This window comes from Clostridium fallax, assembly GCF_900129365.1.
Taxonomy (GTDB): Bacteria; Bacillota; Clostridia; order Clostridiales; family Clostridiaceae; genus Clostridium_AH; species Clostridium_AH fallax.
Genome location: NZ_FQVM01000007.1, coordinates 15,095 through 32,486 on the forward strand (window position 1 = coordinate 15,095; position 17,392 = coordinate 32,486).

Genomic DNA, 17,392 nt, shown 5'->3' on the forward strand with positions numbered 1-17,392 from the left:
TATATTTTCATTAGAATAATCTAAAAAATTCATAATAGAAAAAATATTAAACCTATTATAAAAATTAAACGCACTATTTTCTTCATAATCTCTCCTAAAATAATGTTGAAAAACTCTATCTTTATTAGTATATAATATCGCTGCTAACACTATAACAATTATTAAGGACGTAGTTAATATAATAGTTAAAGCCATAAGCTTTTTAATTTTATAAGTTTCCTTTTTTCTCTTGTTCTATTTATTATCACTATAAAAAAAACTGTACTGTTAATATCTTTGAAAGAATCTTAAAAAAGTTGCCAGCTATATTATAATAATTCTCCACGCTAAATAAAAAATGCCACCCTCTTAAGAAAAAGGTGGCAAATGGGTGGCAGACGGCAATCTTCCACCCTAATAAATCCTTATAAATAGTTCTATGCCTTGATTAGCTTAACAACCGTCTCTACATGTGGTGTATTAGGGAACATATCTTTTAATAATGTCTTTTCCACTTTATATCCTGCTTCTTCTAATACTTTTAAGTCTACAACTAATGATTTAGGGTTACAGGATACATATATTATTTGTGGAGCATTGAATTTTATTACGTAATCTAATGCTTTTGGGTGTACTCCACTTCTTGGTGGATCTAGTATTATAATCTCTGGTTTATCTTTAACCCTTTTTATAACTTCTGCTACGTCTCCAGCTATGAAGTTACAGTTATTTAATCCATTAAGCTTAGCATTTTCCTTTGCAGCTTCTACTGCTTCTTCTATAAGCTCGATTCCAATAACTTTTTTTGCTTTTCCTGCTGCTATTTGGCCTATAGTACCAGTTCCGCAATATAAATCAAATACTGTTTTGTTATCAGCATCTCCCATAAAATCTCTAACTATACTATAAAGCTTTTCTGCTCCTAGTGAGTTTGTTTGGAAGAATGAAAATGGAGATATCTTAAACTTTAATCCTAAAAGCTCTTCTGGTATAAAATCTTCTCCATATAAAACATTTAATTTATCACAGATTACTGCATCTGATAAAGAATCATTTTGTGTGTGAAGAATTCCCTTTAACTTTCCTTTATAGCTTTCATTTTTAAGTAATTCTACCCATTCTGTTAAATCAAAATCTAATTGAGTAGTAGTTACTAAGTTAACCATTATTTCTTCAGTTTTTTTACTTTTTCTTATTATAAAATGTCTTAAGTAACCTTCTCTTTTCATAACTCTATAATAAGGAAGATTTTTCTCTCTAAAATACTTTACTGTAAGATCTAAAATCTTTCTAAAGTCTTCATCAACTAAAGCACATTTATCAACATTTATTATTCCAAAACTTCTACCTTTCATGTGCATTCCAAGGGTTAACTCTCCCCCTTTTTCTTCATCACCAAAGGTAAATTCCATCTTATTTCTATATTCCCACTGAATTGAGCTTGGTTCTATACCTAAAAACTCTCCGGTATTAGCTTTTCCTTCGTCAAATAATGCCTTAACTTCCTCACATTTAAATTGAAGCTGCTTTTCATAAGGTATTGTTTGTGAAGAACATCCACCGCAAACTCCAAAATGAGGGCATTTTTTGTCTATTTCATAAGATGCTCTTTCTCTTATTTCTAAGGGTTTCATTTCTGCCCAATCTTGTTTTTTCTTTGTTATTCTTCCAAAAACTTTTTGTCCCTTAAAAGTATTTTTAGCATAAACCTTAAAACCTTCATGAAAGCCTATTCCCATTGATGGAAACTCCATAGCTTCTATATTAAGTTCAAATTGATTTCCTTTTTTCATATGTTATCTCCTACTTATTTAATTTTGTTATCTTTTCTCCTAAAGTTCCTCTCATCTTGCTACATCTGCCTATAACAGGATGAAGAATATTTATTATAACATAAATAAAGAAGAATACTGGTATTCTTTCTGCTACATAAAGTCCAAATGGTTTTAATATTAAATCAAATACTAATAATAATATTAAAGATATTCCAAGGGCGATTATTTGATCTATTAATGAAGCTACTAGTCTTATTAAAAAGTTATCTTTCTTACTACACTTTGATTCTTCTTTTAAGTTATTTAGATCTTCTTTAAGATTACTATCTAAATTCTCAATTTTTTCTATTTCCTCTTTACTAGAATAATTATCTAATTCCGTTTCTATATTTTCTTCTTTTATTTCTTCGATTATTTCATCTTTTGCAATATTTATATCTTTTTCATTTTGATTTTCATTTTCTAATGACATTTACTTTTTCTCCTCTCTATATTTAAATAAGTAAATAAAGCATTAAAGTCACTAAATATCATTCTTTTAATATACTATATTTCCTTTTATCTGTAAACCAATCACCATCCTACTTTGTAAATCATATATAATATTTTTAATGATTATAATTAATTTGTTTTTATAACTTAATAAAAAATAAATTAATATAAAAACTTAAATTTTATAAAATAAAAAATAACATCAATAAAATTTAAACATTATTAATAAAAATCTTTATTCTAGTTAACATATTTGCTATATACTTTATTTATATTTGTAACCATCTAAAATGAAGGGAGTTGATATAAATATGAAAAATGATGAGGCTCTCAATTCTACAACTAAGCTTTATAAAGTTTTAAAAGCTTTAAAACTTAGAGTTCCTATAGAAGGAGCTTTTATTGGATTATTTTCAGGTCTCATAGTTGTTGCTTATAGAGTTTTGCTTGGTAAGGCAGAATATTTTTCTATAAAAGTCTATACATTTTTAAACCATAATAAAATATATATTCCTTTAGGATTAATTGCATTAATTTTAGTTGGATATCTTGTAGGAATTATGGTTGAAAAAGAACCTATGATATCTGGTAGTGGAATCCCCCAAATTGAAGGTCTTTTAACAGGATATTTTAAAATATCTCCATTAAGAGTTCTTATTGGTAAATTTTTTGGCGGAATACTTGCTATTGGTGCAGGATTATCTTTAGGTAGAGAAGGTCCTTCTATCCAATTAGGTGCAAGCTTTGGCCACTTAATTGGTAAACTTTTTAAGAAAGCTAATTTAGAATCAAGATTTTTAATAACTAGTGGAGCTAGTGCTGGTCTTGCAGCTGCTTTTAATGCACCTTTTTCCGGTGCTATATTTTCTTTAGAGGAAGTGCACAAAAACTTTTCACCTCTAGTTCTTCTTGCTGCTATGTCAGCTTCTGTTACATCGGATTTTGTTACTAAAATATTCTTAGGCCATAAACCACTTTTTGATATACCTGGTGCAAAACCTTTATCTATAATTCCTTTTAGATATTATTGGTCACTAGTAATTTTAGGAGCTTCCTTAGGTCTTGCTGGAGCTCTATATAATTTAACTCTTTTAAAAACTCAAGATTTATATAGCAAAGTAAAATCTACAAGGAAAAGAATCATAATACCTTTTATATTTGCTCTAATATTTGGCTTAACTTTTCCTCAAATATTAGGTGGAGGCCATGGTATAATTCATCAATTATTAAGGGCAGAAATAGCTTTAAAAATGGCTATTTTACTTTTAATTTTTAAATTTATATTTTCTATGATAAGTTTCTGTTCTAATGCTCCTGGCGGAATATTATTCCCACTATTAGTTTTAGGTGGACTTATAGGTTGTATTTTTGCAAGAATTGGAATCAATCTTTTTGGTATTGATTCTACATATTTATGTAGCTTTGCTGTTATATCAATGGCTGGAATGTTCGCATCAATTGTTAGAGCTCCTATAACTGGCATTATGCTTGTATGTGAAATGAGTGGATCCTTTAATAATTTATTAAGCGTTTCACTTGTATGTATAGTATCTTATTTAGTTGCTTGTTTAACTGGTAGCGAACCAATTTATGAGTCTTTATTAGAAGAACGTATAAAAAAACAAAGGGGAGATAAAGAATGTCCATATGGAAAAGAGAATGAAAAAATCTTTATAAGATACATAATAAATCAAGGTTCTGTAATTGAAGGATTACTTGTAAAAGACTTAAAACTTCCTACTAATTCTTTAATAGTTTCAATAGAAAGAGGCATAGAAGAGATTACTCCAAGAGGAAATACTAAATTATTAAGAGGAGATTACATAATAATACTTTCTAGTGTTAAAGAGGAAACCAAAATTAGAGATTATTTAGGTCCCTTATGTGAAGAATTGCCTTATAAACCTTAGTATAATCTTTATTATTTTACATTATAATTATTTAGATCTACTTATTATAATTAATACAATCTTTTTAAATTTCTTTTAAATATAGCTAAATTAAAATTTTAAGGTTATATAAAGTTTTTGTATTAATCAATTAATATATAAGTATAATAAATATTTATAGTATATTATTCTAATCCTACCAATTTATCACATAAAAAAGAGTAGCTAGATTTGTTCATTGCACAAATCTAGCTACTCTCTATATAATAAGCAAAACTTCATGATATAAGCTTTATTTTTAAGCTAATATTCTCTTATCTTCAACTCTCTTAGTTAATTTTATATTATCAAAACTTTCTAAGATAGCAACTGCATATTTTCTACTTGTATTAAATAAATCCCTAGCTTCTCCTGCTGTAATTGAGCCATTTTTATTTATATATTCTATAACTAACTCTTTAGCTTTTAAATAATTATTTTTAGAGAAGAAACAGTCATCTACAGTTTTAATTATATCTTCTCCATCTAAAAGATATTGATAAACCATCTTAAAAGCTCCCTTATCCTTCTCATCCTTTATTATATCTTCATACTTAGGAGTTTGATATTTTCCTTCTTCGTAAGTTTTTAAAATTTTATTTTTTATTCTCTCTTGTTCCTTGGTAAAATTAACTTGAAAATCATTTTTAGCTATAAAGCTTCCTTTAATCTTTATTTCACCTTTTTCTTCTAAAATCTTTAAAATCTCATCATAATTTTTTCCCTTTAATTTTGGTCCAAAGACCTTGCTTTTAATTTCTTCTTTACTCATACCTACTTTTAAAGGATTTGCTTTATGATAACCTTCTAAAAGTTTAACTATTTCATCACCTTTATTCATAAAAAATTTACTATGAATATATACAGGCTTATCTAAAGAAACTAGATTTATTATTTTTCTATCTTTTAATAAAACACCTAAGTATTCTTCAAGTTTTTCTTCTTTTCTTCCTAAGGATTTTAGTATTTCCTTACTATCTGGAAAACTTCCACTTATTCCTTCTAAAACCTTTTCTATTATATCTTCAGCACTACCTTTTTCCTTAATTTTAAGCTCTTTTATATACTCTTCATCAAACCTCTTAACCTTTTTGCCTACTGGTTCTATAATAACTCCTCCACCTATAGTTTCCATTGGTGAATAATTTCTTATAACTATCCTATCTCCTCTTTGAGCAGTTATTGTATCTTCTAATCTTAATTGAATATAACTTTCATCACCTGGTTTAAGTTCTTCATCTGATAAAAGTATTACTCTTCCAATAATCTCTTTAGTCCCATGATAAACTCTAACTCTTTGACGATTTTCTAAATTTTTGCTTTGACTTGAAAGATACTTAAAAGAACAATCTATTATATATGAAGGCTCCATAATATTTGGAGTTGCTATAATATCTCCTCTTTTTATATCTTCTTTTTTTATATTAGATAGGTTTATTGCAGATCTTTGTCCAGCTTCTGCAAAAGGTTTATCCTCTTCATGAACCTGAATATTTCTAACTTTACCTTGTATAGTTTCTGGATAAACTTCTATAGTGTCTCCAACAGATACCCTACCACTTATAATTGTTCCTGTAACTACAGTACCAAATCCACTTATAGTAAATACTCTATCTACTGGTAATCTAAAATGTCCCTCTCTATCCTTTGATTCAACTTCATCTGTAGCCTTTTCTATCTCATCTATAAGAGCTTTTATTCCATCTTTATTTTTAGCTGAAACTTGAACTAAAGGTGCATTTTCAAGAAAAGTACCTTTTAATTTTTCTTTAACATCTTCTGTTATCATCTCAAGCCATTCTTCATCTACCATGTCTTTTTTAGTTAGTACAACTATTCCCTTTTTTACATTTAAAAGACTTAATATTTCTAAATGTTCTTTTGTTTGAGGCATTACCCCTTCATCTGCTGCTATAACAAGTAGCACTACATCCACAGTACTAACTCCTGCTAACATATTCTTTATAAATTTTTCATGACCTGGTACATCTATTATTCCAGCTCTCTTTCCTGATGGTAAATCAAAATAAGTAAATCCTAAATTTATAGATATACCTCTCTTTTTTTCTTCTTCTAAAGTATCTGTTTCTCTTCCTGTTAATGCTCTTATTAAAGTAGTTTTCCCATGGTCTATATGTCCTGCAGTACCTATAATTACATGTTTCATATCTTATCTCCTACTTCCTTAAGTCCATTTAGGATTATTTCATAATCATCTTCTTGTATTGTTCTTAAATCTATTAAAACTTCACCATTATAAACTCTAGTTATTATTGGAATTTCATATGCTCTTAGTCCTTCTTCTATATCCTTTTCAGATATTTTATCACTTTTTATTTTTATAGCATAACTTTTCATTTCTGCTGTTGGCATAGAACCGCCACCTACCATTGAACTAATTTCTCCTACATTAAACTTAAAATTTTCTTTTAATGGTGATAACTTTCTTTTAAGTCTTTGTGCTCTTTTTTTAAGTTCTTCTTCACTTAAAAGCATCATATTTAAGGTTGGAATTTTCTTTATTGCATCTATTTCATCTCTATAATGCCTTAAAGTTCCTTCTAAAGCTGCTAAAGTAAATTTATCTACTCTTAAAGCTCTTGTAATTTGATTTTTTTTCATTCTTTCTATAATTTCTTTTTTTCCTGCAATAACTCCAGCTTGAGGTCCCCCAAGCATTTTATCTCCACTAAAAGTTACTACATCTACACCTTTTTTTATACTTTCTTGTACTGTAGGTTCATATGGGAAACCATACTTTGAAAGATCTACTAAAACTCCACTACCTATATCCTCCATAACTGGTATACCTTTTTCACTGCCTAACTTTACAAGTTCTTCTAAAGGGACCTCTTCTGTAAATCCATAAATTTTAAAATTTGACGTATGAACTTTTAAAAGTACTCCTGTATTTTCAGTAATATTATTTTCATAATCATAAAGATGAGTTCTATTTGTAGTACCTACTTCAACAAGGTTTGCTTTACTAAATCTCATAACCTCAGGTATTCTAAAAGAACCTCCAATTTCTACTAATTGACCTCTTGAAACTATTGCTTCTTTATCTTCACAAAGAGTATTTAAAGCAAGCATTACTGCTGCTGCATTATTATTTACAACTAAAGCTCCCTCTGCTCCTGTAATTTCTTTTATTAATTCTTCAATATGAGAATATCTAGATCCCCTTGAACCTTTTTCTAAGTTATACTCTAAGTTATTATAATGTTTTGCAACATTAAGAATACCCTCTACTGCATCTTCACATAAAAGAGATCTACCAAGGTTTGTGTGAATAACAATTCCTGCTCCATTTACTACCCTTTTAAGATGAGGCATATTCTTTCTTTTTAAAATTTCACTTGCTTTTTTTAATACCTCTTCATCAGTAAAAGATTTTTGTATTTTACCCTGTAAAATTCCTTTTCTATAAAAGTCTATACTATCCCTTATAGATTCTACTACAAGATTTCTACTTTCTTTCTCACATAAATCATTAACTTTCTTTAAAGAAAGTAATTCATCAACCTTAGGAAGCATTCTTAAAAGCTCTTTATTCATATTCCCAACCCCCATAAATTTAATAATGATACTAAAATAAGCTATAACCTTCTGAGAAAATTATAGCTTATCTAAACTCTACTTAAGAAAATATTTTTTCCATATTAAAGATTTTTAAAGCCTTTTAACTTAAAGCTATTATGTAATATAATTATTCAACTATTATATAATAATCTTTAAAGTTCTCAACTTCTCCAACTATATTACTTTCAAGTTCTAAAGTATTTAGCTCTTCCATTAGCTTTTGAGCTACACTTCTATTACAAGTTACCATAAGTCCCCCAGATGTTTGAGGATCAAATAATATATCTTCTAGCCAAGGCTCAACATTATTTAAAAGATACTTTCCTTCTATATATACTCTATTGCTATAGCTTCCTGCTGGTACTAGCCCCATTTCACTATATTCTTTAGCTTCTTCTATATAAGGAACCATTTCTTTATATATCCTAAAAGTTTTATTGGATCCATTAGCCATTTCATATCCATGACCCATAAATCCGAATCCTGTAATATCAGTACAGGAACTTATAGGATATTTTTGAGCGATTTCTCCTGCATATTTATTTAAGGTTACCATAACCTTTACTGCTTTATTATAAGCTTCCTCTGATGCTAATCCACCTTTAATTGCTGTATTTACTATTCCTGTTCCTAATGGCTTTGTAAGTATTAAAACATCTCCAACCTCTGCTCCATAGTTTTTAAATACTTTATCAGGATGAACAACTCCCGTTACAGATAACCCATATTTAGGTTCATCATCTTGAACTGAGTGTCCTCCAACAACTACAGCTCCAGCCTCTATAACTTTATCTGCTCCGCCCTTTAAGATCTCACCTAAAATTTCTATAGGTAAGCAATTAGGAAAACAAACTATATTTAAAGCAACTACCGGCTTTCCCCCCATAGCATATACGTCACTTAAAGAATTTGCTGCCGCAATTTGTCCAAAAGTATATGGATCATCTACTACCGGTGTAAAAAAGTCTAAGGTTTGTATAGTTGCTATATCATCACTTAACTTATAAACCGCCGCATCATCTGAGGTATCAATTCCAACTATAAGATTACTACTATTGGCCTTTGGTAATTTGTCTAATATTTTTGAAAGGGTCTCCGGCCCTATTTTCGCTGCTCAGCCTGATGTCTTTGCAAGCTCTGTTAGCTTTTTATTTATCATTATCCCACCTCCAATTAAATGCTTAAACTAATTATATAATATTTTATCCCATTATAAAAGAAAGTTACAAATTTAGTTTTTTAAGTATTTTTTAGGAAAATAATTTTTTTAATGTAATTATTTAAGGATTTTTAAGTTGTAATTTTATTTTTAAATTTTTCAAAGGTCTTATCTCCTATTCTATCTATATTTTTAATATCTTCTATATTTTTAAATCCTCCATTTTTTTCCCTATACTCTATTATTTTTTCTGCAGTTTTCTCTCCAACAGAAGGAAGATTCATAAGTTCTTCTTTGCTTGCTGTATTTATGTTTATAATAGAATCTTTATCATTACTTGAATCTCCATTAGAGCTTTTGCTATTTATAGTACTATCATTACTGGGTGGAATAGTGATTCCTGCATCCACTTCTGCTTTACTTTGAATTATTACAAGATCATGATTATTTAACTTTTTTGCCCTATTTATATTTCTAATATCCGCTTCTTCTGTAAGACCTCCTGCTAAAGTTATAAGGTCATTTATAATCTTATTTTCTTCTATATAATATACATTAGGATTTTTAACCTCTCCCCTTATTTCTACTACTATTTTATTTAAAGAATCTTTTTGAATTTCTTTATTATTTAAATTATTTTCTTCATTTTTATAATTAGAACTTTCTTTTAAATTGCTTTCTGAATTATTATTAGAAGAATTAACTTCCTTACTTCCTTCCTTTTCTTCTACAAACATTTCTTCTAAAGATATATCCTCATTTTTCTTAGGAGTTGAATTAAAATATCCAACAGCTAAAAATACTGCTCCAATTATTACCATTGCAATTATACCAATTAGCTTTTCTTTTTTTCTCATAAAATTCCTCCAATTTAATGAATCTAATTGAAGTATTGACACATTTTTGCAAATTTATAGCAATGTATGCTATTTTCTGATATACTATAAAAGATTTATAAATTATCTATAAATTTTTTATAAATCTTTTATATATTAATAAAATTTGTCAACAATATTGAATAAAACATATGAATTTTGGGGGAAATATATGAAAATTTCAACTAAAAATAGTATACAATTTAAAATAAAAAATTTTATATTAATATTAACTATGATTTTAACGACTTCAATTTTTACCATTGAAGCTAAAGGAGAAACTCTTCCACCTAATATTAACGCTGAAGGAGTAGTTCTTTTAGATGGTAATACTGGTAAAGTACTTTATGGTAAAAATGAGGATCAGTCTTTAGCACCAGCATCTACAACTAAAATCCTTACTGCATTAATAGTTTTAGAAAAAACTAACTTAAATGATATTGTTACAGTAGGTAAAAATCCACCTAATGCAGAAGGAACTTCTATAGGGCTTAAAGAAGGTGACCAATATACTATAGAGGAAATCTTACATGGTCTTCTTTTGGAATCTGCCAATGATTGTGCAGAAGCCTTAGCAGAATATGTAGGTGGTTCTATAGAAAACTTTGCTAAAATAATGAATGATAAAGCTCGTTCTCTTGGTGCTATAAACTGTAATTTTGTAAATCCTAGTGGATTATATGAAGATGACCATAAAACAACAGCCCATGATTTAGCTCTAATAATGAGAGAGGTTTATAAAAACCCTGATTTTATAAGAATATCAAGAGAACCTATTTTTAAATTTCCACCAAGTAAAGTTGATGGTCTAGAAAAGTGGGTTAATAATAAAAATATGCTTATTAGAACTAGTAATTCTTACTATTATCCTTGTGCTATTTGTGGGAAAACTGGTTACACAACAAATTCACAACATACATATACTGCAGTTGCAGAAAGAAATGGTCAAATATTAGTCCTTTCCATTTTAAAGTGTCCTGATAAAGATACTTATTTTAAAGGCTCTAAAGACTTATTTGAATACGGATTTAATAATTTCAAATCCTTAAAACTTTATAGTAAAGGTGATGAAATATCAACATATAAAATAAATAAAAATCTTGAAATGCCTTTAATAGCATCACAAGACTTTTACTACACAATAAAAAATGAAGACTTAAAAAAATTTTTAAATAAAGATTTAAAGGATGTTTCTAATGAAGAAATAATCTCTACTTTAAATCCAAAAGTAGAATTAGAAAATGTAAATTTAAAAAATAAATCCTTTAATAGAGGAGATAAAATTTTAAATGGCTCAGTAAAGATTAATGATGAGGTAATAGGAACTTTATCTTTAACAGCTCCTATTGATAGAGAATACTCTAAGCTTGAAACAAGTTATTCTTTTTCATCTATTCCTCTTATAGTGATAATAATTGCAGTAATAGCAGTTATATCTATTTTAATATTGATTATATCTAAATACTCAAGCCATAAAAAGATTAAAAAGTTTAATAATAGATTTTTTAATTAAAAATAGTAATTTAAAAGAGGCTATATAACAAAGCTTTCCAAAAGACAATATACTATTTAAATATTTTAAATAGTATATTATTTAAGGGTTAGCTTTTTATGATGCCTCTTAATTTTTTACAATAAATTCTATAAATTTTTATAAATATACTTATAAAATTTTTATTTTAGCTTTTCTATAAGATTTTTCATATCCTTTGGTATATCTGCTCTTAATGAAAGTTTTTTCTTTGTTCTTGGGCTTTCAAAATCTAATCCATAAGCATGAAGTGCCTGTCTTTTTATATATTCTTCATCTTCAGTTCCATATAAAGAATCTCCAAAAATAGGATGTCCTAAATGACTTAGATGAACTCTTATTTGGTGAGTTCTTCCTGTTTCTAAAAGACATTCTACTAAGTCTCCATCTTTAAAACTTTCTAAAACTTTATAATGGGTTATACTTTCTTGTCCCCTTGGATCTATTATTCTCTTTAATGTTCCTTCCCCTACTCTATATATAGGTGCATTTATAGTTCCTTCTTTTTCTTTAAGATTTCCATGAACTATTGCTAAATATCTCTTTTTAAAGTTTTCTCCTCTCATCTCTTTTGATAAAGCCATATGGGCATATTGATTTTTTCCAATTATTATAAGACCAGATGTATTCATATCTAATCTGCTTACTAATCTTACTATACAATTTTGATTAGTTTCCTTAAAGTAATATAATATACCATTAGCTAATGTACCACTTTGATGTCTTTTAGTAGGGTGAACAACCATAAAAGGCTCTTTATTTAAAACTAAAATATCTTCATCTTCATAAACTATATTTAAATCCATTTTTTCTGCATTAAAATCTTGACTTTCATTTTTACATAAATCTACTTCTATTTTTTCTCCTAAATTTAAAACATAATTCATCTTTACAGCTTTTCCATCTACAAAAATTCTTTTATCAATAGATGCTCCCTTAATAAGTCTTGAAGATAACCCTAGTTTTTCTTTAAGAAATTCTCTTATCTTTTTTTTATCATATTCTTTAGGAACTATTTCTCTTAGGTTACTCATCTTTTCCTCCTAAAATAGAATTTATTAAACTAAATATATAAATATTTTAATTAAGTATACAGCTATTCTCCAAATTTTTTATAATCTTTTCCTAATATTATTATTATATCAGAGTCCTTTTCATCCATAGGTAATTTTTCAGTCTTTTTTATTGTTATATCATCTAATATTAATTTTTTTAATCCTTTATCACTTACCTGTATTTCACTATTCTTTGATTCTTTATAATTTCCTATTTGAATATTTTCATATCCTTTTTCTTTTAAGGTTTTCTCGCATTCTGCTGCAAGACCTTGAATTTTAGTAGCGTTTAAAATTTTTATCCTAGCAGTTTTTCTTTTATCTTTAACTTCTACTATATTCTCATCTTCATCTTTTAAAGCATCTAAAGCTTCTTTATTATAACTTTTATTGTATACAACATAAGAAGCATGATTTATAGTTTTTAAGTCACCAGACATTGTATACATCTTTATATTTTCTGATTTAATAGAAGTTAATGCCATTCCATAGGATATTATTCTTTCTGGAGACATATTAGTTTCAATATATTTAGGTAAAATATCTAAAATATTCTTGGCCTTTAATATTATAGCAGGTGATGTGCACTTTTCTACTACTTTTGATATAAATACTTGCTGATTTTTTATTCTTCCTAAATCTCCATCGCTTAACCCTGTGCCATCATTATTTTTTCTCCATCTAAAAAATTCTTCTGCCTTTTTACCATCTAAAAGAACTGTTTCACCTTTTTTAAAGTTAATGTGTAAATCTTGGCCTGGATCATCATAATACATATTTCTATCTATATGCATCTCTATTCCACCTATAGCATCTATAAAGGATCTAAATCCATCATAATCTATCTTTACTATATAATCTATAGGAGCATCTATAATTTCTTGTACAGCAGTTTTTAAAGTTTTATCTCCTCCTATAGCATAAGCTTCATTTATTTTATGATTTTTATTTTTTACCTTAATAAGGGTATCCCTAGGTATAGAAACTATAGCTAATTTATTATTTTTAGGATCAAACTTAACTACCATTAAAGTATCGGTTCTCTTAATATTATGATTTTCTTTGTGTTTAGGATCTCCAATGTCTAATCCTGCAAGTAAAATTCTAACTGGTTCTTTTAGGCCTTTATTAGAACCTGATTCCCCAGAATAATTTTTACTAAATTTTCCAGTGTAGTTATAAAAAAAAGCTACTACCCCCATACTAGCAAAAATAAGTAGTAATGTTATTATCATAATTACAAATCGTACTTTATTCTTTTTCTTATGATTTCTTTTTTCTCTTTTATTGTTTTTTTCATTTATATGATTTTCCCCTTTTATACTCATAAGCTAAACCCCTTCATTATTTTTTGTCTTCAAGAGATTTAAAAAGACTATTTATTATTTTTTTCTTGTAATAACATATAGTTTCTAGCTTCAATAGTTAAAGGATGTATTAACTGCTCACAATCTATTACAAACTTTATAGTGTTTTCAAGCCCTTTAAGAACTCCCTTATTTAAATCTGAAAAAGTAAGTTCTCTTAATCTTTCTATACCTTCAAAATCCCTTGATGGCTCTATATAATCAGCAATATATATTATTTTTTCAAGAGTTGTCATATTGATATTGCCTGTAGTATGGTATTTAACTGCATTTAATATACCTTTATCTTTTATGCCAAATATTTTCTCTCCTACTATAGCCCCTACAATTCCATGAAGTAACTGTGGAGATTCTTTACAGATTTCATCCACTTCAATATTTTCTTCCTTTAATATTTGTAAAGATTTTTCTATAGTAAAATTTTTAGCACAATCATGAATTAACGCTGCAATCTCAGCTTTTTTTTCATCTTCATTATTAATAATAGCTAATTTTTTAGCAGTTTCTATAACTCCTAAAGTATGTTTATATCTATTTTCTTTTAAGTTTTCTTTTAAATAATTGTCTATTTCTTCTAAGGTCCACATATTTAAATCTCTCCTCAAAATAAAGCGTAATTTAATAAATTATTTTTATAAAATTTATTAAAAATTATATTAATAAAATCATTACCTTTATAAATCTATAAAATTTTATAATTAAGCTTTACTTATATAAATTATTCTTTTTAATAAATTTATCTACTTCTGAAGGCAGAAAAAATTGTACTGATAAGTTATTTCTTATTCTATCTCTTATAATTGTAGAAGAAATCTCAAGAGATAAAAAATCAAGATAAATTATTTCTTTACCATATTTTAATTCAGTTCTTTTTTTCTCTTCTAAGAATTCTTTTTTATTATGTCCTGGCCTATTAAAAACAACTAACTTACATAGCTCTAATATTCTAGGTACATTATTCCATGTATGAAGATCTATTAAACAGTCTCCTCCTGTTATAAAATAAATTTCACATTGATTATTTTCCTCTTTTAAATGCTCTAAAGTTTTATAAGTATAACTTTTCTCTCTTTTTTTTACTTCGTAATCGCTTACTTCAAAACCTTCATATTCTTTTACTGCATTTTTAACCATTTCATATCTTAAGTAGCTATCAGTAACTTTTTTATTTTGTTTATGTGGTGGATTTCCACTAGGAATGAATATAATTTTATCCAAACCTAGTGTTCTTTTAGCTTCATAAGCTATATATAAATGACCTAAATGAATAGGATCAAAAGTTCCACCAAAAACTCCTATTTTTTTCATACTTTTTATTTTGTCTTTGATTGAGGAAGCTCTATTTTAGGCTTTTTAGTTGATTGTTTAAAAAGTACTAATTTGCTACCTATAGCCTGAACTCCCTCACAACCTATCTTTTCACAGATTGTATTTGAGGCTTCTCTTGCTGCCAGCCCACTGTTTTCTAAAACCTTTATTTTTATAAGTTCTCTTGCTTCTAAAGCATCTTCTACTTGCTTTAAGAATGCATCTTCTATTCCATTTTTACCAATTTGAAATATTGGTTGCATTGTATTTGCTAAAGATCTTAAATAAGCTCTTTGTTTGCTAGTAATCATATTATTCCTCCAACTATTATAGTAAGTATTCAAATTCGAAGTCATTTAATCTTACAATTTCTCCATCTTTTATTCCCATTTCTCTAAGTTCATCTAAAATTCCTTTATTTCTTAAAACTTTATGGAAATATCTTAAAGAATCTGCATCATTTACATTTACAGCTAATAATAATCTATCTACAAAGGATCCTTCTACAACATAAACATTGCCTTCTTCTCCCTTTTCTATATTAATTGTATATGTGAACTTCTTATCTTCTTCTATAAATCTTTCATCATCTGATATTTCAAGTTCTGTTATTGGAATATTTTTAAGCATTCTAGCTGCTTCCTTAACAACCTCTTCTACACCTTCATAAGTTGCTGCACTCATCTTAAATACTTTATCATATCCCATTTCATTTAATTTGTTTTTAAAAGCTTCAAAAGCTTCATCATCATATAACATATCAGCTTTATTAGCTACAACTATTTGAGGTCTATCCCAAAGCTTAACACTATATTTTTTTAGCTCTTCATTAATTTTCATAAAATCTTCATAAGGATCTCTACCTTCTAATCCTGATATATCTACTACATGAATTAAAAGTCTAGTTCTTTCTATATGTCTCAAAAAGTCTAATCCTAATCCAACACCTTCTGCGGCACCTTCTATTATTCCTGGTATATCTGCCATAACAAAAGGTTCTATCCCTGGCACTGCAACTACTCCAAGATTTGGCTTTAATGTTGTAAAATGATAGTTTGCTATTTTAGGTCTTGCTTTAGTTACTGTTGATAAAAATGTAGATTTACCTACATTAGGGAATCCTAAAAGTCCTACATCAGCAAGAAGCTTTAATTCTAATAATACCATTCTTTCATCACCAGGCATTCCTGGCTCAGCAAAATTAGGCGCTTGTCTTGTAGGTGTTGTAAACTTACAGTTTCCTTTTCCACCTTTTCCACCTCTACAAGCTACATATTCATCATCTGAGTGTGAAAGATCTGCCATTATTTTATTCGTTTCAGCATCTCTTATTATAGTTCCCATAGGAACACTTATAATAAGATCCTTACCATCTTTTCCATAACATTTAGATCCAGATCCATTTTCACCTTTTTCAGCTAAAAACTTTCTTTTGTATTTAAAATCTAGAAGAGTTGTGATTCCTGTATCAACTTTAAAGATGATACTACCACCTCTTCCTCCATCTCCTCCATCTGGTCCTCCAAGTGGAACATACTTCTCTCTTCTAAAGGAAACAGCTCCATGTCCACCGTCACCAGATTTTATAAATATTTTGGCCATATCTATAAACATATAAATCACCTTACTTTCTCTTAGGCAAATTTTTTAATTTTAATTATGTTTTATATAATTTAAATAATTTATAAGATAAAAATATTATTTAATATTATTCATATTTTTATAACCTTTTAAGATTTTATGATATACATACATTCTCTGCTTAAATAATATTATACCCTATAAAATCTACATTAATTAACTATAAAAAATAATTTAGGAAAACATTTATTAGATTATAATATAATCTTAAAAAAAATTGAAGATATTTATATAAAAGTTTAATAATTTATTATATATCTTCAAGTTGAGATATAAAGAAAAGATATTTTGTAACAAATTTTATTACTTAAAAAAATTTTATAGATTTTATAAAATAAATCTATAAAAGTAAACTAATTTTAAAAAGCACCCTATTATAAGGGTGCTTTTTATAATAAACTATTCAGCTATTGCTTCTATGTTTACTGGGTATACGCTAACTTTTTTCTTATCTCTACCCATTCTTTCGAATTTAACAACTCCATCAATTTTAGCAAATAATGTGTCATCTTTACCTTTTCCAACATTATTTCCTGGATGAATCTTTGTTCCTCTTTGTCTAACTATGATGTTTCCTGCTAGTACGAATTGTCCATCAGCTGACTTAACACCAAGTCTCTTAGATTCTGAATCTCTACCGTTCTTTGAGCTACCTACCCCTTTTTTGTGAGCGAACAATTGAAGGTTCATTATTAGCATG

The 17,392-nt window shown here is 27.6% G+C and carries 15 protein-coding genes; 2 read left to right on the plus strand and 13 right to left on the minus strand.

What is annotated here, in order from left to right:
* Positions 1 to 416 precede the first annotated feature (416 nt).
* Positions 417 to 1,772 carry a 23S rRNA (uracil(1939)-C(5))-methyltransferase RlmD gene (rlmD, locus tag BUA70_RS05170; RefSeq protein WP_072894234.1) on the minus strand — a complete coding sequence of 452 codons (1,356 nt, stop codon included), beginning with the start codon at positions 1,770 to 1,772 and terminating at the stop codon, positions 417 to 419.
* A 10-nt stretch (positions 1,773 to 1,782) separates the two neighbouring features.
* Positions 1,783 to 2,226, minus strand: coding sequence for an RDD family protein (locus tag BUA70_RS05175; RefSeq protein WP_072894237.1), 444 nt, complete (start codon positions 2,224 to 2,226; stop codon positions 1,783 to 1,785).
* 331 nt (positions 2,227 to 2,557) lie between these two features.
* Here BUA70_RS05175 and BUA70_RS05180 point away from each other — a divergent pair, with 331 nt between their 5' ends.
* Positions 2,558 to 4,156 carry a ClC family H(+)/Cl(-) exchange transporter gene (locus BUA70_RS05180; protein WP_072894240.1) on the plus strand — a complete coding sequence of 533 codons (1,599 nt, stop codon included), beginning with the start codon at positions 2,558 to 2,560 and terminating at the stop codon, positions 4,154 to 4,156.
* A 277-nt stretch (positions 4,157 to 4,433) separates the two neighbouring features.
* Here BUA70_RS05180 and selB read toward each other — a convergent pair whose 3' ends face one another.
* From selB to BUA70_RS05200, 4 genes are all read right to left on the minus strand, one after another.
* The gene (gene selB, locus BUA70_RS05185; RefSeq protein WP_072894244.1) at positions 4,434 to 6,341 is read right to left on the minus strand and encodes a selenocysteine-specific translation elongation factor; all 1,908 of its coding nucleotides are present in this window, start codon (positions 6,339 to 6,341) and stop codon (positions 4,434 to 4,436) included.
* Positions 6,338 to 7,732 (minus strand): L-seryl-tRNA(Sec) selenium transferase, encoded by a 1,395-nt coding sequence (gene selA, locus BUA70_RS05190; protein ID WP_072894247.1) that lies wholly within the window; start codon positions 7,730 to 7,732, stop codon positions 6,338 to 6,340. The genes selB and selA overlap by 4 nt, the downstream gene beginning before the upstream one ends.
* A gap of 151 nt (positions 7,733 to 7,883) precedes the next feature.
* Positions 7,884 to 8,915, minus strand: coding sequence for a selenide, water dikinase SelD (gene selD / locus BUA70_RS05195; RefSeq protein WP_083573463.1), 1,032 nt, complete (start codon positions 8,913 to 8,915; stop codon positions 7,884 to 7,886).
* A 131-nt stretch (positions 8,916 to 9,046) separates the two neighbouring features.
* On the minus strand, positions 9,047 to 9,772 hold the full coding sequence (locus tag BUA70_RS05200; protein WP_072894262.1) for a helix-hairpin-helix domain-containing protein: 726 nt from the start codon (positions 9,770 to 9,772) through the stop codon (positions 9,047 to 9,049).
* A gap of 190 nt (positions 9,773 to 9,962) precedes the next feature.
* On the opposite strand from BUA70_RS05200, the gene BUA70_RS05205 reads away from it, so the two are divergent.
* Positions 9,963 to 11,303, plus strand: coding sequence for a serine hydrolase (locus tag BUA70_RS05205; RefSeq protein ID WP_072894265.1), 1,341 nt, complete (start codon positions 9,963 to 9,965; stop codon positions 11,301 to 11,303).
* Between the two features lie 161 nt (positions 11,304 to 11,464).
* On the opposite strand, the gene BUA70_RS05210 is transcribed toward BUA70_RS05205, so the two are convergent.
* The 7 genes from BUA70_RS05210 to rpmA all read right to left on the minus strand — a co-directional run bounded on the left by BUA70_RS05210 (position 11,465) and on the right by rpmA (position 17,391).
* Positions 11,465 to 12,355, minus strand: a complete 891-nt coding sequence (locus tag BUA70_RS05210; protein WP_072894268.1) for an RluA family pseudouridine synthase — start codon at positions 12,353 to 12,355, stop codon at positions 11,465 to 11,467.
* A gap of 62 nt (positions 12,356 to 12,417) precedes the next feature.
* Complete coding sequence (locus tag BUA70_RS05215) at positions 12,418 to 13,704, minus strand: LCP family protein (RefSeq protein ID WP_072894284.1); 1,287 nt, start codon at positions 13,702 to 13,704, stop codon at positions 12,418 to 12,420.
* Between the two features lie 47 nt (positions 13,705 to 13,751).
* Positions 13,752 to 14,330 (minus strand): bis(5'-nucleosyl)-tetraphosphatase (symmetrical) YqeK, encoded by a 579-nt coding sequence (yqeK, locus tag BUA70_RS05220; RefSeq protein ID WP_072894287.1) that lies wholly within the window; start codon positions 14,328 to 14,330, stop codon positions 13,752 to 13,754.
* 118 nt (positions 14,331 to 14,448) lie between these two features.
* Positions 14,449 to 15,051 (minus strand): nicotinate-nucleotide adenylyltransferase, encoded by a 603-nt coding sequence (gene nadD, locus BUA70_RS05225; RefSeq protein WP_072894290.1) that lies wholly within the window; start codon positions 15,049 to 15,051, stop codon positions 14,449 to 14,451.
* Positions 15,052 to 15,056: 5 nt separating this feature from the next.
* Entirely contained in the window at positions 15,057 to 15,362 is a 306-nt protein-coding gene (yhbY, locus tag BUA70_RS05230; RefSeq protein WP_072894293.1) for a ribosome assembly RNA-binding protein YhbY, read from the minus strand.
* Between the two features lie 16 nt (positions 15,363 to 15,378).
* Positions 15,379 to 16,665 (minus strand): GTPase ObgE, encoded by a 1,287-nt coding sequence (obgE, locus tag BUA70_RS05235; RefSeq protein ID WP_072894296.1) that lies wholly within the window; start codon positions 16,663 to 16,665, stop codon positions 15,379 to 15,381.
* Between the two features lie 426 nt (positions 16,666 to 17,091).
* Positions 17,092 to 17,391 carry a 50S ribosomal protein L27 gene (rpmA, locus tag BUA70_RS05240; RefSeq protein ID WP_072894298.1) on the minus strand — a complete coding sequence of 100 codons (300 nt, stop codon included), beginning with the start codon at positions 17,389 to 17,391 and terminating at the stop codon, positions 17,092 to 17,094.
* Position 17,392 lies beyond the last annotated feature (1 nt).